Consider the following 24,973-nt stretch of genomic DNA (forward strand, 5'->3'; position numbering starts at 1 on the left):
TTGTTCTTTAAAAATCTAACTTCTCAATGATTTGATTAGCAACAACTTTAGCGCTTTGCTCATCAGTGCGTACAACAAAATCAGCCACATCTTTATATAATGGCTCGCGCTCCTCCGCTAGACGTTCTAACACGTCACGAGGTGCTTCTGCTGTTTGCAGTAATGGGCGACGCTTGTCGCGCTGCGTACGTGCAACCTGTTTCTCGATTGGTGTCTCAAGGTATACAACGATACCGCGAGCCGAAAGTTTGTTTCGAACTTCTTTGCTCATCACTGAACCACCACCAGTAGCAAGTACAATACCTTGCATTTCGGTTAAGTCTCCAATGACGCCTTCTTCACGAAGTCGAAAGCCTTCTTCACCTTCAAGATCGAACACCCAGGCAATATCTGCACCTGTACGACGCTCGATTTCTTGATCAGAATCGACAAATTCAAGGTGTAATTGGTCAGCAATGTGACGACCAATTGTGCTTTTGCCAGCCCCCATAGGACCAACTAGAAATATATTACGTTTCTCAGCCATATCTTTTAGTACAAACGAACTCTAAAATTTGAAATAAAAACCCCGCCTAACGACCTGGCCCCAAAATTAAGGAGGGGATTATCTCAGTAATTGCCGGGGTATTTCAAGTCAATTAGAACAAAAAACCATATAAGAGCTAATAAAGTAACTTTATTAGCTCTTGATTAAGAAAAAACCAGTGTAAATTAGGGCCTGTTGATCTTTGCGGATTAAAATTTGTTCAAACTCGGGGCGGTTTAATCGCGGCGCGAGGTTTGTAACCTAGTGGGCTAAGTAAAAACCGAGCAAAACTTCCGCGTCCTGCTCACGCCCCTTACCTACATCCATGTAGGCAACAAAGAGTTAATCGCCCCTAGGCAGAACCCTTTGGACAGCGCCTGTTTGGCATTAATGCTGCGTTACCGCCTATTTATGGGGAATAACCACACCACATAGGCGCTGCCTTGCCTAAATACCAAACAGACTGCTGCAAATTTAACCTTGAAAGGTCAACAGGCCCTAGTCTATTTGTATTTTTGGAGTAACAAAAATCAATAGCTCTTTCTTTTCATTAAACTCACTCGTGCTTCTAAACAACACTCCAAGGTATGGAATATCGCCTAATAAAGGCACCTTTTTCGTTGAGTTAATAATTTGCTGTTGGAATATACCACCTAGTACCACTGTTTGACCATTCTCAACTAACACCTGTGTTTGAATTTGCTGAGTGTCAATTGCAACCGCAGGACCTGTTGGTGTTTGCACTGTATCACCGCGAGTATCTTGGGTAATCACTAAATCCAAAATAACTTTGTTATCGGGAGTAATATGCGGGGTTACTTCCAAACTTAAAACTGCTTTTTTAAAGCTAACCGTCGTTGCCCCACTTGAAGCTGCTTCAACGTAAGGAATTTCTGTACCTTGTTCAATGCGCGCTTTTTGTTGATTCGCTGTCGTAATACGTGGGCTTGCGATAATTTCACCGCGGTTTTCTTCCTCTAAAGCCGTCAGCTCTAAATCAATTAATGTGCCATTGGCAAGCTTGGCTACATGCATACCAATACTGCCCGCCGGGTTAGAAATAGGCAAATTAACATTTAAACGATCAGAAATACTTGGGATCGTGCCATTTGAGATAGTATCAGCCCCTTCTAAGGTGCCAGAAATACCGTCACTGCCTTGCTGGTCGCTAAATCCCCAGCGCACACCTAAGTCTTCTTGTACGTTATCGCGCACTGTTACCATTCGTGACTCAATAACGACTTGTCTAACTGAAATATCGAGAGTTTCAACCATACGGCGAACGCTTTCAATACTCTTTGCGGTGTCTTTAATTAATAAGGTATTAGTGCGCTTATCAACCGACACACTGCCACGTTGACTAATAATACTGTTGGTATCGGTTTTTAAAAGATCGGCAAATTCTTCGGCTTTAGAGTAATTTAAGCGAATATATTCACTATAAAGTGGCTCTAAATCTTCAACTTGTTGCTTAGCCTTTAATTCTTTAGCTTCTCGGGCGGCAAGCTCTTCAGCAGGAGCAACCATTAAAATAGAGCCATCCATGCGCTTATCAAGACCTTTAACTTTCAGTACTACATCTAAGGCTTGATCCCATGGCACTCCATCTAGTCGTAAAGTAATATTACCGGTTACAGAGTCACTAGTTACTAAGTTAAAATCGTTATAACCGGCAATAATTTGTAGTACCGCACGTACCGAAATATCTTGAAAGTTTAACGTCATTGGACGCCCTAAATACTCTTTACCACCTTCTAAAAATGAACGCTGGGTATCATCTTTTTCTACCGTTAAGGTAAAGATATTTTCAAGTTGCTGGAAGTTATATTTAAATGCCGAATTAGGCTCAATTACAATGCGGGTTTTATTCTCTTCTTTGAATGTTTCAATAGTACTAACCACAGTGCCAAAATCGAGTACATCGAGTTCGTACAGTAGATCATCTAAGATATCGGTATGATGAAATTCAGCATAAATTTTGCCTCCACTTTCGTGAACATCAACGACGGCTTGTGTATCTTGTAAAAAAACTAAAACACGCGCTTCGCCTTTCTCACCACGGCGAAAATCCAGTGATTGAATGGTATTTATATAATCCCCCGCAGCATTAGCAGCCGTATTGCTGTTCTGCTTTTCACCTATCGGATTATCGGAAACATGCAATGAAACAAGGTTATTATTAACCCTTGTTTGGTATATTTTTAGTTTGTCTAAATGCACCGTGACTTTAATACCATCATCACGCGCACTCGTGCTTACCTTTTGAATGCCAGCTTGATTAACTGCAACTTCACTAAGCCCTTCTTCAAAAGAAACCGTTTTAAAATACATTTCGATACGTGCAGGACTATTAAACACTTGCACTTTTGGCTTTTCTTTTAGCTCTTCATCAAATACCAACTGTAGCTCAGTTTCACCGGCTAAAAGTGGATTGTAGCGAACATCATACAGCAGTGGCTCAGCAAGCGCTGACTGCGTCATTACGAGGGCAACAGCAGCAAATATGAAGTGTTTAATATGGCTGTTCAAGGATACTCCCTTATGCATTTTATTCTTACCTTTTATTTTTTTAACTTGCGCCATTTGATCCAGCCTCTAACATTTCAAGCTTAGTCAGACGCTCTTTCCAACAACCAGACCCGTCGGGAATTAATTCCAGCAACTGTATGTAATCACTTTTTACCTCTTTTATTTCACCATGCTGAAGCCCTAAATAATCACCAACACTAACGCGATGCAAGGTATTGTCAGCAGCTTTTATCAGTGCCCATGCTTTGCTATTGCTGCCTAGCGTGCCTTTCATCGCTAAGTTATCCAGCGGGTACTTCTCAAGTGGCTCTCGGGGACGTTCAGGATCAGGGTGTAAGCAGTTTTTTACCTGCACTAAATTGCTTTGAATAATTTCAGGTTGTGGTGCCACAAATGGACTGCGCATTTTTCCAGCATTGTACTCAAAATGCTCAAATTGAGTTAATTCCAAAATAGGCTCTACTTTAGGTGTCGTACTGGCCTTAACTTGGTCAATAAACTCTTTTTGTTTTGTCGTATCATCGTTACAAGCAGATAATATAAAGGCAACTGAGAGCACCAGTATTAATTTTTTCACTTTTTAATACCCTCTTCATAACGATAAGTTTTTGCAACCACACTAAAAGTTAACTCACTGTCGCCGGAGGTATTAATTGAAAAGTCATGCAAACTAACAATACGCGGTAGCTGCGCCACCTTATCTACAAAATCACCAAATTCATGGTAAGTGCCGACCACTTCAATTTTAATTGGTAACTCGGTATAAAACTCTTTTTTGATTTCAGGAAGCCAGCCTATTTTTAAAAAGGTTAAACCACTGGTCGTCCCCACATAGGACAAGTCATCTAATAAGCCTGGGGTTTCATTTGAGGTTGGTAAGCGCTTTAACAACTGCGAAAACTTTTCTTCCATCTCAACCATTTGTTGCACGGCAAGATCATTATAAATTGAACTTATAGAGCAAGTAGTGATCAGATCAAGGCATAATAATTACTTGGTCGCATAAATATGAGCACTACTTTTCTGAAACATTTTAATTCAATTACAGATCCTCGCATTGAACGTTGTAAAAAGCATGAACTTATCGATATTCTTCTCCTTGCTATTAGCGCTGTACTCTCTGGTGCAGAAGGATGGGAAGATATTGAAGACTTTGGGCACCTAAAGCTTGATTGGTTAAAAAGATACGGCACGTTCAACGCAGGAATTCCAAAACATGACACGATTGCTCGCGTCATGTGTCGGTTAAAAGCAAATGAAATAGAAAGGGCATTTCAATCTTGGATATCATCACTGATTGAAACTACAGGTGCAGATATCATCGCTATCGATGGCAAAACCGCACGGCGTTCATTTACCACAAAAGACAGAAAAAGTGCCTTACACACGGTCAGTGCATGGAGTTGCCAACACCAGTTAGTGCTTGGGCAGACGGCTGTTGATAATAAAACAAATGAAATCACCGCAATACCAGAATTACTCACCCTGCTCGATATTGAAAACAGTATCATTACGTTAGATGCGATGGGATGCCAACAAGAAATAGCAAAACAAATCATCCAACAAAAAGCAGATTATATTCTTGCACTTAAAGGTAATCATTCAGGCATGCAAAAGGAACTAGAAGCGTGGTGGCACAAGTGCGAGCGTGAAAGGTTAACTAAGCATAATTGTGATGAACATACCGAAATAAGCTCAGGACATGGGCGTGTTGAAACACGTACATGCCAGCAGTTACTTATAGATAAAAGCTGGCTAGGCAAGGATTATCGTTGGCCTGGCTTAACGAGTATTATTAAGGTCAGGGCTGAAGTTCATGATAAGTCGGCAGGGTCGGATACCACTGAAACACGCTGGTATATAAGTTCATTAGACTTAAATGCAGCGCAAGCACTCAATGCAGTACGCAGTCACTGGCAGGTTGAAAGCATGCATTGGATGCTTGATATGAACTTCAGAGAAGATGAATCGAGAATACGCAAACTTCAAGGGCCATTAATGTTTAATGTAATGCGAAAGATAGCCATGGCGCTTTTTAAACAAGATGCATCTAAGTCAGCAAGTATGGCGAGGAAAAAGAAAATGGCAGGGCTAGACGATGATTACCGCTCAACCCTGCTAGAGTCTGGGATTAAAATGCGCTAGCCGTGCCATTTGTTGGCGATAAATATCCAAATTGATTGCGACCGCATATTTTATTTGGTAGGTAGAGCGCAGCTCTGATTCTTTTTCGACTGCACTGTGGTAGCTATCTATTTCATCTGATACTAAGAGGCTATAGCTAAAAAACAATACCAATGCAGCAACAAAAGTACAGCAAATTATTTTTACAATAACAGGCCAATCACCAACATTCTCAAGCTCGATTTCGCTCCACTCAATCTCTGTTAACGCTTTGATATCAAGGCTCATTATTTTTCTCACCTATTTTACCAAAGGGTTTAACATAAAACTCCATATTAAAATCACTTAATAAACGAGAAGATTTTTCTCCGGCAACAATCCCTTGCATAGATGGACGCTCTAATAAGTACGAGCCTTGCACTTGGCGCAGCATAGTTGATAAACGATTATTAGACTCACTACGACCCACCACATGAATAGCACTACCGCGGCGTTCCAGCTTTGTTAAATAGACACCTGCGGGGACAATGCTTGCGACTTCATCCATTATTTGCGTACCTAGATTACGGCTACTTTGCAGCTCTTCAATAAGGCGCATACGTTGCTGAAGGTTTTCTTTTTTCTTATCAAGTTCGCGGATTTCGCGAATTTTCATATCAAGCTGACTGATTCTCGTACTCAAAAAGTTGTTTTTTACATTTTGACCATCACGCAAATTACCGTAAAAAGTGCTCAACAAATACATACTTAAAAAGCTTAGTATCACAACAGCACACACGATAGTGACAAACTTAGTTTGCGATTGCTTACGTCGCTGCTCACGCCAAGGCAGTAAGTTTATATATGGCATGATGAAAAGCTCCTAAGTGCTAAGCCGGTTGCAATAGCAAACTGCGTACGGTAACGCTGCAAGATATTACGGTCAACTTTTGCAGATATATCCATACCCGCAAAAGGTTCAGCAACGACAGTATGAATACCTAACTCTTCAATTAACAAACGATCTAAGCCATCAATCATGGCTGTTCCACCAGTCAGTACAATATAATCTATTTTGTCTTTACCACTGGTGGTTAAAAACATTTGTACAGCACGGCGCACTTGTTGTAGTAATGAGGTTTGAAAAGGTGCAAGCACTTCAAATGTATAATTAGGAGGAAGATCACCGGTGGTTTTGCCTATTTCAGCTTCATCAAAACCCTTATTGTAATAATTAACAATGCTGTTGGTGTATTGGTCGCCACCAAATACTTGATCACGGGTATAAATTGTTTCACCCGCCTGAACCACACTCACTAAGGTCAATACTGCGCCAATATCAACTACAGCAACGCATTTATTAAACGCATCACTAGGCAACTGTTGATAATACACATCCATGGCTCGGCTTAATGCGTAGCTTTCTACATCGACTACTTTAGCATTTAAACCGGCAGTTTCTAGTGCCCCTACTCGCGCTTCTACACTTTCAGTTCGTGCAGCAGACAGTAGTACATTCATTTTACTCAGATCAGCTTCGTTGGTCCCCAGCTTTTCAAAATCGAGACTAACTTCATCAAGTGGATAAGGAATTAAACTATCGGCTTCGATTTCAATTTGTGATTCTAATTCAACATCACTTAGCGTGACATCCATAAAAATAACTTTAGTGATCACTGTTTGGCCAGAAACAGCCACCGCTGCTGAGCGCACTGTTTTAGGTAGGCGACGCTTTAATTTGATAATAATATTTCCAACCGCTTCAATATCTTGTATTGAACGCTCTGATATAGCACCTTTTGGCATTGGCTCAACAGCGAGCGCCTCTAGACGGTAGCCGCCGTCTTCGGTTTTATTCAACAAAACCGCCTTTATGGTGTGTGAACCAATATCTATTCCTACCATCATCGATGAAGGCTTGTTAAGTAGTTGACTTAGCATTTTTGTAACTTGGCCTTTGTTTTAATAATAAACAAGTTATAATTTTTAGTCTAAAAAAATATTATTCATTTTTTAATCAATATATACTAGCAGCCTCCGTTTATAATTGGGAGTCCATTCAGGGAAATATAAGTGATTTTATTAAAACGAACTTTACAATTTTTTATCATTTGCACATTCTTAGGGCTGATTACCCTAGTCAGTCTTTATTACTATGTTAAATCTGATATCCCCAGCGTACAAGTTTTAAAAGACGTACAATTGCAAACTCCAATGCAAGTCTTCTCTCGTGATGGTCAACTGATCAATCAGTTTGGTGAGAAACGCCGGATACCTGTGACCATAGAGGAAATTCCAAAACCATTACTCGATGCATTTTTAGCAACCGAAGATAATCGTTTTTATCAACATATAGGTATCGATCCTATCGGTATTGTCCGTTCAGCTATGGTGCTCATTTCTACAGGTGAGAAGAAACAAGGCGCAAGTACCATCACCATGCAGCTTGCTCGTAATTTCTTCTTAACTCGCGAAAAAGCCTACATTCGTAAAGTTAAAGAAATCTTCATCGCATTGCATATAGAAAACGTTCTTTCTAAAGATGAGATCTTAGCCTTGTATTTGAATAAAATCGAGCTAGGTAATCGTGCATTTGGTATTGGCGCTGCCGCTCAAGTTTATTACGGTAAAACGCTAAATGAGCTTAACTTAGCGCAAATGGCAATGATTGCAGGTTTACCTAAAGCCCCTTCGGCATTAAACCCCATTCGTAACCCCGTACGTGCAAAGGCTCGTCGCAACGTAGTGCTAGGGCGCATGCTTGCTGAAGGCTATATAACAAAAGCCGTTTATGATGAAACTAAAGTAGAGCCAATTACAGCGTTTTTTCATGGCGCTGAAATAGATTTATACGCTCCTTATATATCTGAAATGGTGCGCGCCGAAATGGTTGCTCGTTATGGTTATGAACGAGCTTACAACTCCGGTTTTAATGTATATACCAGTGTTGATTCTAAGGTACAAAAGGCAGCCCAAACAGCGTTAGTTGATAACTTACATGCTTACGATATGCGTCATGGCTTTCGCGGCCCCGAAGCGATTTTATGGAATGTTGAAAACCAGCAGGCCCCCTCGGAAAGTGATATTTTAGAAAAGCTAAAAAGTGCTAACGAAATTGGCCCACTTTTGGCTGCTGCCGTTATGAAGGTAGAAGAAAAAAGCGCTCAAGTACTTTTGAAAAATGGAGAGCACGCCACTCTTGATTGGGAAAATTTAAAGTGGGCACGTAAATATATTACCCGTTACCGTCAAAGCTATGCTCCGAAGGCGGCTACAGATATTTTAAATCCGGGTGAACAAATTTGGTTACGTAAAAAAGACGATGGCAGTTATATATTAAGCCAGCTACCAGAACCGGCGAGCGCTCTGGTTTCGCTTGATCCAAACGATGGCCGTATTAAAGCCATTGTTGGCGGTTATAGTTTTGAGCAAAGCCAGTATAACCGTGCTGTACAAGCTAAACGCCAAGTAGGCTCAAATATCAAACCCTTTATTTACTCTGCGGCTATTGAACGTGGTTATACATTGGCTTCAATTTTAAATGACGCCCCAATAAATCAATGGGATAAAAGCCAAGGGGTAGCATGGCGGCCAAAAAACAGTCCTGCTGTTTATAATGGCCCAATTCGTATCCGTCGCGCATTAGCGCAATCTAAAAACGTGATATCAGTACGTTTACTACGTGGTGTTGGCTTACAACGAACTGCCGATCACCTGCTAAAATTTGGCTTTGCCAACAGCGACATTAACCGCAGTGAGTCACTGGCTTTAGGTAGTGCTTCAATTACACCGCTTGAGCTGGCCCGTGGTATGAGCACTTTTGCTAATGGCGGTCACTTAATCACTCCTTATTTCATTACTGAAGTTCAGGACTTCGCAGGTAACGTGCTATTTAAAACTGAGCCTGAATTAGCGTGTGATAATGAAACGATAGAGCCTAGCAAGCAACCTCCTTCTGTTACTTGCGCGCCGCGTATTATTTCAAAGCAAAATGCGTTTTTAATAGCTGATGCGATGAATAGCGCAATTTGGGGCGGCGGCAGCTGGGCTCATAAAACCGGTTGGAGTGGCACAGGTTGGCGAGCACAATCTTTAGAACGTCGTGACTTATCGGGTAAAACAGGGACCACCAATGACTCTATCGATACTTGGTTTAGTGGCTTTAACCGCGACATAATGACCACTGTTTGGGTGGGCTTTGATAACCCCGGTAATCCATTAGGACGCTCAACATATAACAGCAACCTTGATAGCGGACAAATATCAGGTGCAGAGTCTGGCGCTAAAACTGCCCAGCCTGCGTGGATTGATTATATGAAGTTTGCCCTTAAAGATAAACCTGAAGCGCCAATAGAGCCGCCTGAAGGCCTTGTATCAGTGCGTATCGACTTAGCTACTGGATTGTTAAGCCACAAAAACGATTACACCAGTCGATTTGAGTACTTTACTAAAGGCACCTCGCCTACCAAGTATGTATTGCAGCAACCGGTCAATGTTTTTGAAGAAGAAACCAAAACAGAAGAAGAACTGTTTTAATTCAACGGCAAAACTTAAGTTAACAAACAAAAATGCCAGCATATTGCTGGCATTTTTATTAGGATAATTATGTTGCTTATTGAAGATTTTGTACAAGCCAATATAAATCAGAGTGAACACCTGCTGCAGTCACTTCTTTACCCGCACCGGGGCCTTGTATTACTAACGCGTTATCGCTGTACCACTGACTATTAATAACAAAGATGTTATCGCCGGGAGTTAAGTTCGCAAGTGCATCGCTTTTTTGCACACTGACTAAGCCCACTTCTGCCGCGACTTTACCATTAATTAAACTTAGTGCGCCGGTGTAACGTAGCACTTCATTTTTAGCTTTTGCAGCAGCAGCTTTTTCAGCCACAAAAGTATCGAGTAGGTCTTTATTATCTAAAAATGACTGCCAGTCACCACCCGCTAATTGCTCAGGCATTAGTGGCGTTAGCGCGATATCATCAAGCTCTAAGGTTAAGCCAACCTCACGAGCAAGTATTAATAACTTACGCTGCATGTCGCGGCCAGATAAGTCTTCACGTGGATCTGGCTCAGTAAAGCCCATTTTTTGCGCTTCCAATACTAACTCTGAAAATGGCTGACTGCCATCATAGCTGCTACATAGCCATGAGAGCGTGCCTGAAAAAACCCCTTCAATATGAGTGATTTTATCGCCACTATTTTGTAAATCAGCTAAGGTAAAATTAATCGGTAAGCCCGCACCAACACTCGTGTTATAGCGCCATAGTAAATTACGCTCAGTTAAGTTATTTCGAAGTGCTTGATACCAGCTGTTATCTGCAGTACCTGCATATTTATTAGCACTTATTAAGTGGCAATCTAAATCAACAAAAGCTGGATAAAGTAGGCTAAAACCTTCACTGGCGGTGATATCAATCACCACTTTATGTTCGTAATCAAGCTCGCTAATATGCGCGAGCAATTCATCTTGCTGATAGTTAACCGCTTCATTTTGCCATTGTGTTTTCCAGCTCGTTAAATTAATACCACTTGGGCTAAATAGCATCTGCTCAGAGCGAAGCAAACCCACAAGCTTAATATTAAATTGCGCTGACAATCGCATTAGTTGCTGCTCAAGCTGTTCAATAAAGGTTTCGCCCACATTGCCAAGACCGGCGATAATAAGCGCTAATTCTTGGCTTTTATTAATTAACTTATCATGCAAAATACTCAGTACATCACTAGTGAGCTTTTGGTCGGTAAGCGTTAATAGGTAATCTTGATCTTGATGACTAAAACGCGTCACGATGCTTTGTTCACTAAGTACTGTTACAGCTTGCTCTGCTAGGTGCTTAATATCCGCTTCTGGCGCTACAACCGCACAACCATTGAGGTTTGACTCAATAATATTAACCCGCCCAGTTAAATAGTTAACCACTTGGTGAGTAGCAAGCGCTGGAACTAATAAATAAGTGTCACCACTTTTGCTAAAGTGATGCAAACTATGTTGAATCAACTGGCTCAACTCACCTACTTCGCCCGCCTTTAACTTATCCACTCGCAATAAATCAATATTTTCTAGGGTAGTAATAAAGCGCTTTGCTTTACAAAAACCTTCTTTGACAATTTCGGTAGAGCTGGCATCGCAGTCATAACTACTGCGTACCAGTAATTTAGTACCTGTGTTTTTAAGTGGCGACAATGTTTTTGCATGCAGCACAGGATTACCTAAACGTGCTAATAAGTTAGCTTGTCCACGGCATACTTTAGAATACTTAATCGCTTTATTAACTTTGCGCGGATCAGTACTAAATACACCTTGCGTGTCAGTCCAAATTGAAACCTGTTTTGCTTGGCAATAATAGCCCAATAATGTTGCACTGTAATCACTACCATTACGACCAAGAGTTACTGCGTTACCTTGGCAATCAGCAGCGATAAAACCAGTAACCACATTAATTTGATGCTTATTGATTAACTCACTACATTGCTGTTGGTTTTTTTGATGTAATAACTGACCGTCATTCAAAGTGAATAGCTGACGAGCATCTATCGCTCCCGCTTCAATACCTAACTCAACTAGGTAAGCCGCTAATAAACGCGCTGACCACAATTCACCGTGCGCTAATAATGTTGCCTCGTGTAAATTATTGCTATGTGCCAATTCACTAATAGCAGCAAGCTCTTGATTGAGCAAGCTAAGTAATTTTTGTTTTTGTGCGCCTTTTAATAACGACTCAATCAACGAACGTTGGTGATTATCTAATAATAAAATAATATCACTTTGGGCTTGGTTATCCTCATGCTGATAACTATGCCAAAGCTTAACGAGTGTATCGGTTGTTTTACCCGCTGCAGAAACGACTATGCAGTCGCCCGATTGGCTATTAGCTAATACAATATTCGCAACCGCCTGATAACGTTCAGGAGAGCTTAAGCTAGAACCACCAAATTTATGAACAACATCTACCATATTATTACCATAGTGCCGTATGAGCAGCCGTTAATGCAAAGCTGCTATAAGTTGAGGATTGCGCTGTTTTCGCTTGCTCTTTGGTGTCTTGAGTTGCTTGCTGCAGCCCTTGACCAGGTTTAACTTTATTAAATACACGGTCTAAATCAGCCAGTAAATCTTTTACATCTTCAATACCTACTGACATACGGATAAGCGTATCGCCAACGCCCGCTTCTAAACGTGCTTTTGGTTCCATGCCTGCGTGAGTCATAGTGGCAGGATGACAAATTAAGCTCTCTACTCCCCCCAGAGACTCTGCTAAACTAAATTCTTTAAGGCTAGTTAAAAACGCTGCTGCATCATTAACATCACCTTTAATATCAAAACTCACCATACCACCAAAACCACGCTGCTGCGCTTTAGCAAGCTCATGTTGCGGATGAGATGCAAGGCCAGGATAATAAACTTGGCTAACAAACGGTGAACACTCGAGATACTCGGCAATCGTGAAAGCATTTTCTTGGTGTTGCTTTAAACGTACATTAAGCGTACGCAGGCCGCGTAGCGTTAGATAGCTATCAAATGGTGCGCCAGTAATACCTATATTGTTTGCCCACCAAGCAAGCTCATCACCTAACTCTTGAGTAGCTGCAATCACAGCACCGCCCACAACGTCAGAATGACCATTAATATATTTAGTGGTTGAATGCACTATAATATCAACTCCAAACTCAATAGGATTTTGTAAAGCTGGCGATAAAAAGGTATTGTCTGCGCCCACTAATGCGCCACACTGCTTTGCAATTGTGGTAATCGCTTTTATATCGGTTAAGCGTAAAATTGGGTTACTGGGGGTTTCAATCCAAATTAGTTTTGGTTTTATTTCAAGAATTTTTTGGTGATTTTCAGCTTTGGTTAAATCCAAAACCTCAAGCTTCAACAAGCCTCGCTTAGCAAGTGAAGTAAATAATCGGTAGCTGCCACCGTAACAGTCATGCGGTATTACCAGTGTATCGTCGCTGTTAAGCAGTTGCGTAGCTAAATGGACCGCTGACATACCGGTTGCAGTAATAATGCCTTTAGCACCGCCTTCAAGCTCGGCTAGGGTTTCAGCTAAGATGTCACGATTTGGGTTACCGCTGCGACCATAATCATAAGCACGCTTAGTGTCAAAGTCAGCAAATGAGTAGGTGGTCGATAAATAAAGCGGCGGTACAACTGCGCCATGGTGTTTATCGGCATCAATGCCACTACGCACTGTAATGGTTGCTTTGTTTTTTTGACTCATATCGTCACCTATATAATTGGATGTTTAGACGTCTAAAAGGTTAGGTGATCAAATATAAGAAGTCAAAGCATTTATAGCGTTATTAGACGAATATACAGCAGTAAAAACTTTTAACCTCCTAGATGGCTAAACAACAAGTATTTGACTATCTTGTTTAACAAGATAGAATTTCGGCATCTTTGCGTAGCAAAGGCTATGCAAACAATTAATAACCTGAGGCAACGATACATCTTATGGCTAAATGGAATGGTGAATATATTCACCCATACGCAGAACACGGGAAAAAATCAGAGCAAGTTAAAAAGATCACCGTTTCGATCCCGCTAAATGTATTAAAAGTTTTAACTGACGAGCGTACTCGCCGCCAAATTAATAACTTACGACATGCAACTAATAGCGAACTACTGTGTGAGGCATTCTTGCATGCTTTTACCGGCCAACCTTTACCAAATGATGAAGACTTACGTAAAGATAACGCTGAAAAAGTGCCTGAAGAAGTGAAGAAAATAATGCAAGAAATGGGACTAGAAGTGCCCATCTTAAGCGAAGAGTAGCTCTATAATAAGCATAAAAAAACCTCAGCGACGTAAATTACTGAGGTTTTTTAATATTAACTTTACGCCATGTAGTTGTCTGGCATATCTATTTGCGCTACACCCGAATCTATCGCTGCTTGCGCAACCGCTTTAGCGATGCGTGGCAATAAACGCGGATCCATTGGCTTAGGGATAATATAAGTTGCACCAAACTCTAAACTATCAACGCCAGAAGCCTTTATCACCTCTGCAGGTACTGGTTCTTTAGCAATACTACGAATAGCATCCACGGCGGCAATTTTCATCTCGTCATTAATCACAGTTGCGCGTACATCTAATGCGCCTCTAAAGATAAACGGGAAACATAAAACATTGTTTACTTGGTTTGGATAATCAGAACGCCCTGTTGCCATAATTAAATCATTACGCGCATTGTGAGCCACCACCGGAGAAATTTCTGGATCTGGGTTCGAACAAGCAAATACCACGGGTCTGTCTGCCATTAGTTTTAAATCTTCAGCAGATAATAAGTTAGGACCCGACACACCAACAAACACATCAGCGTCTTCAATAACATCCTGTAAGGTGCGCTTATCCGTATTGTTAGCAAATAATTGCTTATACTCGTTCAGGTCATCGCGGCGTGTGTGAATAACACCTTTACGATCAAGCATATAAATATGTTCACGCAGGGCACCACATTTAATTAATAGCTCCATACAGGCAACTGCGGCAGCGCCTGCACCTAAACATACGATAATAGCATCTTCGATATCTTTACCTTGTACTTCAAGTGCGTTGATCATACCAGCAGCAGTGACAATCGCGGTGCCGTGTTGGTCATCATGAAACACTGGAATGCTACAACGCTCAATTAAGGCTTTTTCGATTTCAAAACACTCGGGAGCTTTAATATCTTCTAAATTGATACCTCCAAAGGTATCGGCGATATTAGCCACAGTATTGATAAAGTCTTCTGTTGTGCGGTGCTTTACTTCAATATCAATTGAATCCAAACCTGCAAAACGCTTGAATAATAGTGCTTTACCTTCCATAACAGGTTTTGAAGCAAGCGGACCTAAATTACCCAATCCTAAAATAGCAGTACCGTTTGTGATCACCGCAACCGTATTACCTTTGCCAGTATATTTATAAGCATTAGCAGGATCAGCGGCAATTTCGCGTACAGGCTCTGCAACACCGGGGCTATAAGCGAGCGCTAAATCATGGACTGTTTCAGCAGGCTTGGTAAGCTCGATACTGATTTTTCCTGGAACGGGATGGGCATGGTAATGTAGTGCTTTTTCACGAAAATCTGACATAACGCGATTTTATCCTGCAAAGTTAAAGTGAGAGAGAGTTGCTTTTGTTAGAACCATACCTATATTATAATTAAATTCAAGCAATATCAGGTCTATCCTGTTATAAGCTATATTCGTTAATTTTATGCGTTTTGGCTACAATCTTCACCAAAAAAAACATAATTTAAACTAATATAAATTCATAATTTAGTTATATTAACCAATATATTTTTACTAAAAAATACACTTCAAGGCACACTTAGCAGTAATACCTTACTTACATTCATAATTAAGAAGTTAGAACCATATAGCAACAAGATAACTACATTTTGTGTTTTAATGACGACTATATTTTTATATAAACTGATTAAAATATAAAAACAAAAGTACACTTTGTCTGCACCACAATAAATATAGCCAGTATAAAGAAGATAAATAGTTATGTAGGAGAAACCACGTGGGCAAGATTAAATGGCAGGAAATTTAGGTATAAAAAAAGCACCCTAAGGTGCTTCTTTCAACTAAACAGCAATAATTATTTTTTGCTGCTAAGTGCACCGAAGCGCTTGTTGAAACGATCAACACGGCCACCAGTGTCTAAAATCTTTTGCTTACCAGTATAAAACGGGTGACAAGCTGAACAAACGTCTAAGTGAATATCTTTACAAAGAGTTGAGCTTGTTTCGAATTTATTTCCGCACGAACAAGTTGCTGAAATTACTTCGTACTTAGGGTGTATACCTTTTTTCATAGAAACCTCTAGTTAAGGCCGCATCGCTCTCCAAACCCGAAGTCTGGTACCATACGTCGATTAAAACAAATTAGTTAGGGCGCGTATTCTATTCAACAAGCCTGTCCGCCACAAGCTTTATATGTGATTTTTACTAAAAAACTTATTAAAAAGTAACCAATCACTTTAACTTAGGTTATTTGTTGGTATGTTTTTACAAGTATTTTTAGTACATTAAGAGATTAGTTTATCGGTGAGTTATTTATGAGTTTTGTTGAAGTTGCTATAAAAGTTCCGTTACACCGAACCTTTGATTATAAAATTGACGAACAACAACCACCGTTAACGCCAGGCATGCGTGTCACCGTCTCATTTGGTAATCAAAAAAAGGTCGCAGTGGTACTCGCACTTAAAAATACGACTGACGTGCCAGATAATAAAATCAAACAGATTATCGAAGTCATTGATGACCAACCTATTTTAAGTACGCAACACCTTGATTTACTCAAGTTCACGGCCCGCTACTATTGCTACCCACTAGGCGAAACGATTCATATAGCGCTTCCAGCGGCGCTGCGTCAAGGGCAATGCGCTGATAAAACCAGTATCAGTATGGTATCGCTTAGCGAAAAAGGCGAAAAGCTGCCATCACTTAAAGCTAAAACCCAATTAAACCTACTCAAGCAACTTGCCAATTCAGGCAAGTCGTCGCTCACAGAATTAAAAGCGCTGGGCTTTACTAAAAAAACCATCGACAGCTTAGTAACTAAAGGACTAATTGAGCAAAGCATTGAATACGACAATCAATGGCAGCAAGTAGCCCCAACAATCGGCACTAAACCAACCCTCAATAAAGAACAAGCGGTTGCCTGCACCAGTATTAATCAAAGTAACGGGTTTAACAGCTTTTTACTTGAAGGCGTAACCGGTAGCGGTAAAACAGAGGTGTACTTACAATGCCTTGAAAATGTATTACAACGGGGTGAGCAAGCGTTAGTATTAGTCCCTGAAATTGGCCTAACACCGCAAACTGTTAACCGTTTTCGTCGCCGTTTTCCAGACACGCCAATAATGCTTTGGCACTCAGCACTGACCGATAATGAACGTTTACAAACGTGGCGGTTTTGTGAGAAAGGTAGTTGTGCAATCGTAATTGGCACTCGCTCTAGCATCTTTTTGCCATTTTTAAAGCTCGGCATGATTGTCGTTGATGAAGAGCACGACAGCTCATTTAAACAACAAGATACCTTACGCTATCATGCTCGTGATTTAGCGGCTTATCGTGCTTATAGACATAAAATACCGCTAATATTGGGCAGTGCCACTCCAGCTCTTGAAACGCTACATAAAGCACTGAACAATAAATACCAATTGCTTAGTTTAACTGAGCGAGCACAAACCAGCACTGACAATCAGTTTCAACTTATCGACATGAAAGGCCAGCCCGATCAAGCCGGGATAGCCCATGCGAGCCTGGCCTTTATGCGCCAACATTTAGCGCGCGGTAAACAAGTAATGGTTTTTTTAAACCGCCGAGGCTTTGCCCCCACATTAATATGTCACGAGTGTGGCTGGCTAAGTGAGTGCTCACGTTGCAGCACCAGTGCTACATTTCATAAAGCCATTGGCCAAATGATTTGCCATCACTGCGGCGAACAAAACAATGTGCCTCATCAATGCCCCGATTGTGGTAGTACACAAATATTTCCTAATGGTAAAGGCACTGAGCAAATTGAAGAGTTTTTAATGACTGAATTTCCAGAAACGCCAATTAGCCGTATAGACCGCGACTCTACACGACGTAAAGGCAGCCTTGAAAAGGCGCTGGATGACATAAATCAAGGCGGCGCCCGTTTATTAGTCGGTACACAAATGCTGGCGAAAGGCCACCACTTTGCTGACGTTAGTTTAGTGCTAATTTTAGATGTGGATAGCGGCTTATATTCGTGTGACTTTCGCGCCACCGAACATTTAGCTCAACTCGTTACTCAAGTGGCAGGACGTGCTGGACGTAGTGGCGAACCCGGACAAGTATTACTACAAACCCATTTCCCTGAGCACCCATTATTACAAGATTTAGTAAATAATGGTTACCAAGACTTTGCACGCTTTGCACTACAAGAACGCAATGATGCAGAACTCCCCCCCGTCACTAATATGGCTATTGTTCGTGCTGAAGGTCACAACATTAAGCAAGTCGTCGATTTTTTAACGGATTTGGTTCCTGTTCAAGGCCTATCTGGTATACAATTGCTCGGTCCAATTCCTGCGCCGCTTGAGCGAGTAGCAGGTAAGTATCGTTTTCAATTACATATTCAAGCGCACGATCGCCCTCTTTTACATCAATATCTCGCGCAAATGGTCGACTATTTAAGTACCAATAAACTAGCGCAAAAGGTGCGATGGAGCTTAGATGTAGACCCAATCGACATGATTTAAGGTAACAAGTCCAACAGTTATGGCACAACACGATTTCATTAATAAAAAACCGGGCAACCGTAAGAGTAAAAAGCAACCGCCAAAGAAAAAGCCTTTGCCTATTTTACTGATTATTTTAGCTGTTTTGTTAGTTGGCGGATTTAGCTTTGGCCTTTGGTATGTGAAAAAGAATGCTGACCCTAAACTTGTTGAACAACAAGCTAACCCTACAAAAGCAAAGTCAGAGTCAAAAATAGCCAAGCCTCGCCCTCCTGAGTTCATTAAAGAAATCAAAGAGCAAGAAATTCAAGTTACAATTAAAAAGCTTGAGCAAAAAGGCCCGTATGTTATGCAATGTGGCTCATTTAAAACCAAATCACAAGCCGAAACTCTTAAAGCAAAAATTGCTTTTGCAGGCTTAATTGCCGAAATTAAAAAGTCTACTGGCAGCAATGGGGTATGGTATAAAGTACGATTAGGGCCATATAAAACCAAGCGCTTAGCCGAGAGCGACAAAAATAAACTTAAACGAAGCAAAGTAACTGGCTGTGGAATTTGGCTTTGGACTTGAATTTAGCCCATTAACCCATATTAACTTCTCATCAACCGCTTTTTACGAGTTGCCCCTGCAACTCGATGATGAGGAATAACATGACCACGATTGTAAGTGTACGCCGCGATGACAAAGTTGTAATTGGTGGCGATGGCCAAGTATCTCTTGGCAACACCGTAATGAAGGGCAATGCCCGCAAAGTTCGACGCCTTTATAATGGCAAAGTGATCGCCGGTTTTGCTGGCGGCACTGCTGATGCCTTTACCCTGTTCGAACGCTTTGAAAGTAAACTTGAGATGCACCAAGGCAACCTAACCAAAGCCGCCGTTGAAATGGCCAAAGATTGGCGTAGTGACCGAGCCCTTCGAAAACTCGAAGCCTTGCTTGCTGTAGCCGATGAAACAGCTTCCTTAATTATTACCGGTAATGGTGATGTAGTGCAGCCAGAAAATGACCTCATTGCTATTGGCAGTGGCGGTAACTTTGCTCAATCAGCAGCAACCGCACTACTTGAAAACACCGACTTAAGCGCAAAAGAAATTGTTGAAAAAAGCCTGACGATTGCAGGCAATATTTGCGTATTCACCAACAACGTCCAAACTATCGAAGAATTGTAATAGGAACTGCTATGTCTGCAATGACTCCAAGAGAAATCGTTCACGAACTTGACCAGCATATTATTGGCCAAGCAAATGCAAAAAAAGCAGTGGCTATCGCACTTCGAAACCGCTGGCGCCGTATGCAGTTAAATGACGATCTACGTAATGAAGTAACGCCAAAAAATATTTTAATGATTGGTCCAACCGGTGTGGGTAAAACTGAAATAGCCCGTCGTTTAGCCAAGCTTGCTAATGCGCCATTTATTAAAGTCGAAGCAACTAAGTTCACCGAAGTAGGTTATGTCGGTAAAGAAGTTGAAACCATTATTCGCGACTTAGTTGAAGTAGCGATTAAAATGACTCGCGAGCAGCAAACTGAAAAATTTAAGCACCGCGCAGAAGAAGCTGCTGAAGAACGTATTTTAGATGTGTTACTGCCGCCGGCAAAAGATTCTCACGGGGAAAGCCAGCGCGATGACAATTCATCAACTCGTCAATCATTTCGTAAAAAGCTGCGCGAAGGCCAGCTTGATGATAAAGAAATTGATATTGATTTAGCCCAAGCCCAGCCTAATGTTGAAATTATGTCGCCACCGGGCATGGAAGAAATGACCAATCAATTACAAGGCATGTTCCAAAACATGTCAAATGATAAGCGAACTAAACGTAAGTTAAAAATTAAAGAGGCCTTTAAGTTATTAACTGAAGAAGAAGCGTCTAAATTGGTTAATCCTGAAGAGCTTAAAGAACAGGCTATCTTCTCTGTTGAGCAAAACGGTATTGTGTTTATTGATGAGATAGACAAAATCTGTAAACGCGGCGAAGCCTCTGGTCCTGATGTAAGCCGTGAAGGCGTGCAGCGCGATTTACTTCCGCTTATTGAGGGTTCAACGGTAAATACTAAGCATGGCATGGTGAAAACCGATCACATGTTATTTATTGCCTCTGGTGCGTTTCAAATGTCAAAACCGTCAGACATGATCCCAGAGCTACAAGGACGCTTACCGATTCGTGTTGAACTTGAGGCACTTACAGCTAATGACTTTGAACGCATCTTAACTGAGCCTCACGCATCATTAACTGAGCAACAACGTGAGCTATTAAAAACTGAGCAAGTGAGTATTGAGTTTGCTGACGATGCAATAAAACGCATTGCTAAAGCCGCTTGGCAAGTAAACGAGAAAACCGAAAACATCGGTGCTCGTCGTTTACATACCGTGATGGAAAAACTGATGGAAGAAACTTCATACGATGCCTCGGAAAAAGCAGGTTCGAGTTTAGTAATTGATGCCGCCTACGTTGAAAAGCACCTAGGAGCTCTAGTTGAAGATGAAGACTTAAGTCGCTTTATTCTTTAGACACCTTTTAAGCTATACTATATTAAGCCTCCCACTGGAGGCTTTTTTATTAAGAGTATTTTTTATGAAACAAGTCACTAAAGTTCATTATCACAAGCAAAGTAAAACCCTCGACGTTTATTTTGATGATGAATCACATGCAACCTTCAGCAGTGAGTTTTTACGGGTGCACTCTCCTTCTGCAGAGGTGCAAGGGCACGGCAATGAACCTATGAAGCTCGTGCTTGATAAGCAGTCAGTTGGTATTAAAAAGATTGAACCCGTCGGCCATTACGCACTACGTTTAGACTTTGACGATGGTCACAATAGCGGCTTATTCAGCTGGGCTTACCTTCATCACTTACAAGATCAGCAAACCAGCTTGTGGCAAACTTACCAGCAGCGTGTTGTAGAACATGAAGCGAGTAAAGACAGCGTACCAATTAAGTTTGTGCCCTGATTGTTAGCTAATTGGAAAGTTAGAACAGCCAAGCGTTAAAGCTAGCAATGTAGTTGTTGGTTAAGCGAAGCTGAAGACCCAAAAAACGCGCAAGGTAACGAGGCCTCAACTCCAACTTAAACCACTGATTTATCATTATAATCCTTACTCAATCTCCCTAGCGCCGACAAGGCTATAAACCCAAAGCAGCACAAAACTGTTTAAACTTATAAAACAATCAGCTTGATGGGTTTATCGTCTATACAAGTACCTGCTAAAATATTATGAAGTAATTGACCGCCACAAAAATTGATGCAATTGTTGAGTGTTTTGCCATTGCTTGGCTTTTAACCATGTAATTAATGGCGTGGGATCACTTGGGAAATTAATTTTTTTTCGTTGTTGGCTATTATGCCAATCATCAAGTACATACGGGTTAAGGTAATTCATAACGTGGGCAGCCTGCATTGATAATAACGTTTTAGCATTGGCCGTTTGTTCGAACTGGCCGCTGAGTGGTTTAAGCAACAATTTTTTACCCAACTTTAATGCTTCACTCGAAAGCTCAAACCCCGCATTTCCAATAACGCCACAGCTATTGGCTAGATCATTTAAAAAGCCATCTCGTGACGGCGTACGTAAATGAATATGCCCTAACGAGCTGTTTTTGGCATCTGGGTGGTAACAATAAAACTCTTTTTCAGGAAAGTCTTTAAAGTAATCAACAATACTGACAAGCTCTTCAAAAGGTAAGTAAACCAACACCTTATTATTAACAACAATCTGGTTATGATGCTGATTTTGAACAATAAATGGTGGAATAATGTTCTGAGAAAAAGGTTGCCAATGTACGCCTAAATAAATATTCGCTGGGGCATAGTGCTTAATTAAGCAGCGACGCAGCCCAGCCCAACCAAACAATGGCACCTTAGGTGATAAAAATGCTGCTTGATGGCTCATTCCTACCACTGGCTTATTCTGCCTTTTAGCCGCCCACGCTGTTATGGGTTCAAAGTCATTGAATACAAAATCATAAGGGCTTAAATCAAGCTTTTTTATATCTTTAACTAATTGACATACGCGCGCATTTTTTAGGGTTTTATAACTATTAATTTGGCCACACTGCGTGCTAAACGAGAGTCCTGCAAAACTGCGGAAATCTCCAAAATCATCCATGTCAAAATAACTATTTTTCGCCCGGCCTGAGAAAACATAATCAACCTGCACTCCCAGTGCTTTAAAGCTTTTTGCCATGACTCGCGCTCGAGTTATATGACCATTACCTGTTCCTTGAATTCCATACAATATTCTCATAAGACCTCAACACACATTAGCGCGAGCACCCCACAGCTTGAGCCTATTAACGCGCCAATAACCACATCAGCGGGAAAATGTACGCCTAATAATACTCGCGATGCTGCAACTCCTGCCGCCCAACTAAGCCAAAGCCAACTAAATACAGGAAAATACTGACTTAAGATCACTGCGACTAAAAATGCCCCTGCGCTATGCCCTGAAGGTAAGCTAAACCGATCGCTAGGTACGATATAAGCGCCTTTAACTAAGCAATCGCATGGTCGAATACGTGCAAAGCTATTTTTTGCCACGTAATAAATTGGCCGCTCAATCAAAAAACCGACTAATAAAGTTAATCCCAAATAAGGCTGCTGCTCAGTACCAAGCCAACTAAGCAACACTGCCAGTAATAAATATAAACCGCCATCACCACTTTTTGAAAAACCTAACGCGGATACTTTTAACCAATTCGGAGAGTTACCATTAAACAGCTTAAGAAAAAGGGTCTCGTCAACCTGCGCTAGTTGTTGCAATAAACGGTTTTGTACTACATTTTTGTCACTCATGGTTTACTCCTAAAGCTGTACAAACTATGTACAAGCTCAGCTTAGACGTTAAAAATAACAATCGAGTGACGTTTTTAAGACACTAATGTTGCGCACTATGAGCTAGAGTATATTTTGTGCAAATTATCCCTTTAAAGGTGCATTAAGTCGTTGTTATTGCAATTAAGCAGGGTATACTAGTTAAGAATCAATAGTCTCTTTAGAGGATAATAAAATGGATTACAGCACTTCAGATTTATGCGATCACTTTGCCGATGTGGTTGATGTGCTCGAACCAATGTTCATTAACTTTGGTGGGCGTCATTCGTTTAGTGGCCGCATTAAGACCGTTAAATGCTTTGAAAACAATGAGCTGATCCGCGATATACTCTCTCAAGATGGTGAACAATGTGTACTATTAATTGACGGTGGCGGTTCAACTCGCCGCGCATTAATTGATATTGAACTTGCTGAACTTGCTATTGAAAATAATTGGGAAGGTATTGTTGTATATGGTGCCATTCGCCATGTTGATGAATTAGAAGAGCTTGATATTGGCGTGCAAGCTATCGGCTCTATTCCTGTTGCCGCTGATAGCCAAGGTGCTGGCGAAGATGCCATAGGTGTTAACTTTGCTGGCGTATCTTTTTTTGATGATGACTTCATCTACGCCGATAGCACCGGCATTGTGCTATCTGCCGAAGAGTTAGAGCTGGAAATTATAGAAGCTTAAAAGTGAGCCAGCACTTAACTGTTTATACAGAGGCGACCGTTAAACATTTATGCGGTCGTCGTCATAATGAAAAAAAAGTATGGAAATCGCTCGCCTTGCTCGACACGCAGGTTGATCCCTTAGCCGCTATGCATGATGCCAAGCAATTTGGTATTCGTTATGTGCTATTGGGAGTTTGCGAAGATATTGGCCCTCGCGCTAACGGTGGTAATGGCGGCGCAGAAGATGGCTGGCAAGCGTTTTTAAATCGTTTTTTAAACCAGTCAAATAATCAATTTGTAGCCACCGAAAAAGTACTCCTACTCGGTGAGGTCAACCTGGATGATTTAATTCAAAAAGCACAGCACCTCGATAATCAAAACCCGGAGCAATTAACACAACTTAGAACGCTATGCGCAGAAATCGATGAGCGTGTTACGCAAGTGCTTAAGCTCGTTTTTGCCGCAGGGCTTGAACCAATAATTATTGGTGGCGGGCATAATAATTGTTATGGCATTATTCGCGCCTTGAGTCAGTCTAAAAATGCGCCTGTTAATGCAATTAATTTTGACCCTCATGCTGATTTTCGTGATTGTGAAGGTCGCCATAGCGGAAATGGCTTTCGTTATGCTTATGAGGAAAAATACCTTAATAACTACCATGTTATGGGATTTCATGAGCAAAAAAATAACCAAGCCATTATTGATGCTTTAAAAGCCGCCCATTTCTCTTATGATAGCTACCAACAGATACAAGTAAAACGAGATATAACCCTAACTGAAGCATGCCAAAAAGCGCTCTGTAACCTTAATGACGGCCCGCTTGGTATTGAAGTAGACCTAGATAGCATTTCACATATGCCCGCCAGTGCATATACCTATTGTGGGTTTAGCGTGAGCGATGCGGAGCATTTTGTTTATTTAGCAGCAACACAAAAAAATACCCACTACATTCATTTATGCGAAGCTGCTCCCAATCAAGACCCCAATGGTTTAACTACCGGCATGAACGCCTCGGGACAAATTATTACAGCTCTGGTGAATACTTATCTTGGTGCTAGAGAGTCTAGACACAACGCTTAACCCCCTAATTGCTGTTGCTTCAGCCAACACAGATGAGCG

21 protein-coding genes and 2 pseudogenes are annotated in these 24,973 nt (G+C 41.2%); 10 read left to right on the forward strand and 13 right to left on the reverse strand.

The genetic code is table 11. The features are described 5' to 3' along the window. Positions 1 to 7 precede the first annotated feature (7 nt). From aroK to ACT3S9_RS13930, 4 genes and pseudogenes are all read right to left on the reverse strand, one after another. Complete coding sequence (gene aroK, locus ACT3S9_RS13915) at positions 8 to 526, reverse strand: shikimate kinase AroK (RefSeq protein ID WP_441992806.1); 519 nt, start codon at positions 524 to 526, stop codon at positions 8 to 10. A gap of 498 nt (positions 527 to 1,024) precedes the next feature. Next, a complete protein-coding gene (locus ACT3S9_RS13920) occupies positions 1,025 to 3,109 on the reverse strand; it encodes a type IV pilus secretin PilQ (RefSeq protein ID WP_441992807.1) in 2,085 nt (694 codons plus the stop codon). Further along, positions 3,096 to 3,632, reverse strand: coding sequence for a pilus assembly protein PilP (locus tag ACT3S9_RS13925; protein ID WP_441992808.1), 537 nt, complete (start codon positions 3,630 to 3,632; stop codon positions 3,096 to 3,098). Before ACT3S9_RS13925 ends, ACT3S9_RS13920 begins: the two co-directional genes overlap by 14 nt. Then, a pseudogene (locus ACT3S9_RS13930) lies at positions 3,629 to 3,994 on the reverse strand (type 4a pilus biogenesis protein PilO); the annotation flags it as partial. The gene ACT3S9_RS13925 and the pseudogene ACT3S9_RS13930, both read right to left, overlap by 4 nt. Before the next feature lie 69 nt (positions 3,995 to 4,063). Here ACT3S9_RS13930 and ACT3S9_RS13935 point away from each other — a divergent pair. After that, positions 4,064 to 5,200, forward strand: a complete 1,137-nt coding sequence (locus ACT3S9_RS13935) for an ISAs1 family transposase (protein WP_444750999.1) — start codon at positions 4,064 to 4,066, stop codon at positions 5,198 to 5,200. Here ACT3S9_RS13935 and ACT3S9_RS13940 read toward each other — a convergent pair. From ACT3S9_RS13940 to ACT3S9_RS13950, 3 genes and pseudogenes are all read right to left on the reverse strand, one after another. Then, a pseudogene (locus ACT3S9_RS13940) lies at positions 5,198 to 5,467 on the reverse strand (pilus assembly protein PilP); the annotation flags it as partial. The gene ACT3S9_RS13935 and the pseudogene ACT3S9_RS13940 overlap by 3 nt on opposite strands. Beyond that, positions 5,457 to 6,029 carry a PilN domain-containing protein gene (locus ACT3S9_RS13945; RefSeq protein WP_441993101.1) on the reverse strand — a complete coding sequence of 191 codons (573 nt, stop codon included), beginning with the start codon at positions 6,027 to 6,029 and terminating at the stop codon, positions 5,457 to 5,459. The gene ACT3S9_RS13945 and the pseudogene ACT3S9_RS13940, both read right to left, overlap by 11 nt. Continuing rightward, positions 6,017 to 7,099: a pilus assembly protein PilM gene (locus tag ACT3S9_RS13950; protein WP_441993102.1), complete on the reverse strand. Its 1,083-nt coding sequence runs from the start codon at positions 7,097 to 7,099 to the stop codon at positions 6,017 to 6,019. The genes ACT3S9_RS13945 and ACT3S9_RS13950 overlap by 13 nt, the downstream gene beginning before the upstream one ends. Before the next feature lie 132 nt (positions 7,100 to 7,231). Here ACT3S9_RS13950 and ACT3S9_RS13955 point away from each other — a divergent pair, with 132 nt between their 5' ends. Beyond that, a complete protein-coding gene (locus ACT3S9_RS13955; protein ID WP_441994666.1) occupies positions 7,232 to 9,694 on the forward strand; it encodes a penicillin-binding protein 1A in 2,463 nt (820 codons plus the stop codon). 76 nt (positions 9,695 to 9,770) lie between these two features. On the opposite strand, the gene metL is transcribed toward ACT3S9_RS13955, so the two are convergent. Beyond that, positions 9,771 to 12,116, reverse strand: coding sequence for a bifunctional aspartate kinase/homoserine dehydrogenase II (gene metL, locus ACT3S9_RS13960; RefSeq protein ID WP_441993104.1), 2,346 nt, complete (start codon positions 12,114 to 12,116; stop codon positions 9,771 to 9,773). A gap of 4 nt (positions 12,117 to 12,120) precedes the next feature. Further along, on the reverse strand, positions 12,121 to 13,386 hold the full coding sequence (metB, locus tag ACT3S9_RS13965; protein ID WP_441993105.1) for a cystathionine gamma-synthase: 1,266 nt from the start codon (positions 13,384 to 13,386) through the stop codon (positions 12,121 to 12,123). Positions 13,387 to 13,619: 233 nt separating this feature from the next. On the opposite strand from metB, the gene metJ reads away from it, so the two are divergent. Next, the gene (metJ, locus tag ACT3S9_RS13970) at positions 13,620 to 13,940 is read left to right on the forward strand and encodes a met regulon transcriptional regulator MetJ (RefSeq protein WP_441834083.1); all 321 of its coding nucleotides are present in this window, start codon (positions 13,620 to 13,622) and stop codon (positions 13,938 to 13,940) included. A 62-nt stretch (positions 13,941 to 14,002) separates the two neighbouring features. On the opposite strand, the gene ACT3S9_RS13975 is transcribed toward metJ, so the two are convergent. Then, positions 14,003 to 15,244, reverse strand: a complete 1,242-nt coding sequence (locus tag ACT3S9_RS13975; RefSeq protein WP_441993106.1) for a malic enzyme-like NAD(P)-binding protein — start codon at positions 15,242 to 15,244, stop codon at positions 14,003 to 14,005. 514 nt (positions 15,245 to 15,758) lie between these two features. Beyond that, a complete protein-coding gene (rpmE, locus tag ACT3S9_RS13980) occupies positions 15,759 to 15,974 on the reverse strand; it encodes a 50S ribosomal protein L31 (protein WP_441834081.1) in 216 nt (71 codons plus the stop codon). A gap of 243 nt (positions 15,975 to 16,217) precedes the next feature. Here rpmE and priA point away from each other — a divergent pair, with 243 nt between their 5' ends. From priA to ACT3S9_RS14005, 5 genes are all read left to right on the forward strand, one after another. Further along, a complete protein-coding gene (priA, locus tag ACT3S9_RS13985) occupies positions 16,218 to 18,392 on the forward strand; it encodes a primosomal protein N' (protein WP_441992995.1) in 2,175 nt (724 codons plus the stop codon). Positions 18,393 to 18,411: 19 nt separating this feature from the next. After that, positions 18,412 to 18,942 carry an SPOR domain-containing protein gene (locus ACT3S9_RS13990; RefSeq protein WP_444751000.1) on the forward strand — a complete coding sequence of 177 codons (531 nt, stop codon included), beginning with the start codon at positions 18,412 to 18,414 and terminating at the stop codon, positions 18,940 to 18,942. An 80-nt stretch (positions 18,943 to 19,022) separates the two neighbouring features. Continuing rightward, positions 19,023 to 19,541, forward strand: a complete 519-nt coding sequence (gene hslV / locus ACT3S9_RS13995) for an ATP-dependent protease subunit HslV (protein WP_441992997.1) — start codon at positions 19,023 to 19,025, stop codon at positions 19,539 to 19,541. Positions 19,542 to 19,552: 11 nt separating this feature from the next. After that, complete coding sequence (gene hslU, locus ACT3S9_RS14000; RefSeq protein ID WP_444751001.1) at positions 19,553 to 20,881, forward strand: HslU--HslV peptidase ATPase subunit; 1,329 nt, start codon at positions 19,553 to 19,555, stop codon at positions 20,879 to 20,881. 64 nt (positions 20,882 to 20,945) lie between these two features. After that, complete coding sequence (locus ACT3S9_RS14005; protein ID WP_441992999.1) at positions 20,946 to 21,320, forward strand: gamma-butyrobetaine hydroxylase-like domain-containing protein; 375 nt, start codon at positions 20,946 to 20,948, stop codon at positions 21,318 to 21,320. 261 nt (positions 21,321 to 21,581) lie between these two features. Here ACT3S9_RS14005 and ACT3S9_RS14010 read toward each other — a convergent pair whose 3' ends face one another. Continuing rightward, complete coding sequence (locus tag ACT3S9_RS14010) at positions 21,582 to 22,613, reverse strand: MJ1255/VC2487 family glycosyltransferase (RefSeq protein WP_441993000.1); 1,032 nt, start codon at positions 22,611 to 22,613, stop codon at positions 21,582 to 21,584. Beyond that, a complete protein-coding gene (locus tag ACT3S9_RS14015; protein ID WP_441993001.1) occupies positions 22,610 to 23,161 on the reverse strand; it encodes a phosphatase PAP2 family protein in 552 nt (183 codons plus the stop codon). Before ACT3S9_RS14015 ends, ACT3S9_RS14010 begins: the two co-directional genes overlap by 4 nt. A gap of 214 nt (positions 23,162 to 23,375) precedes the next feature. Here ACT3S9_RS14015 and rraA point away from each other — a divergent pair, with 214 nt between their 5' ends. Then, positions 23,376 to 23,873 (forward strand): ribonuclease E activity regulator RraA, encoded by a 498-nt coding sequence (rraA, locus tag ACT3S9_RS14020; protein ID WP_441993002.1) that lies wholly within the window; start codon positions 23,376 to 23,378, stop codon positions 23,871 to 23,873. Positions 23,874 to 23,875: 2 nt separating this feature from the next. Next, entirely contained in the window at positions 23,876 to 24,934 is a 1,059-nt protein-coding gene (locus ACT3S9_RS14025) for a formimidoylglutamase (protein WP_441993003.1), read from the forward strand. Positions 24,935 to 24,973 lie beyond the last annotated feature (39 nt).

This window comes from Pseudoalteromonas sp. AOP31-A2-14 (genome assembly GCF_052378035.1).
Classification (GTDB): Bacteria; Pseudomonadota; Gammaproteobacteria; order Enterobacterales; family Alteromonadaceae; genus Pseudoalteromonas.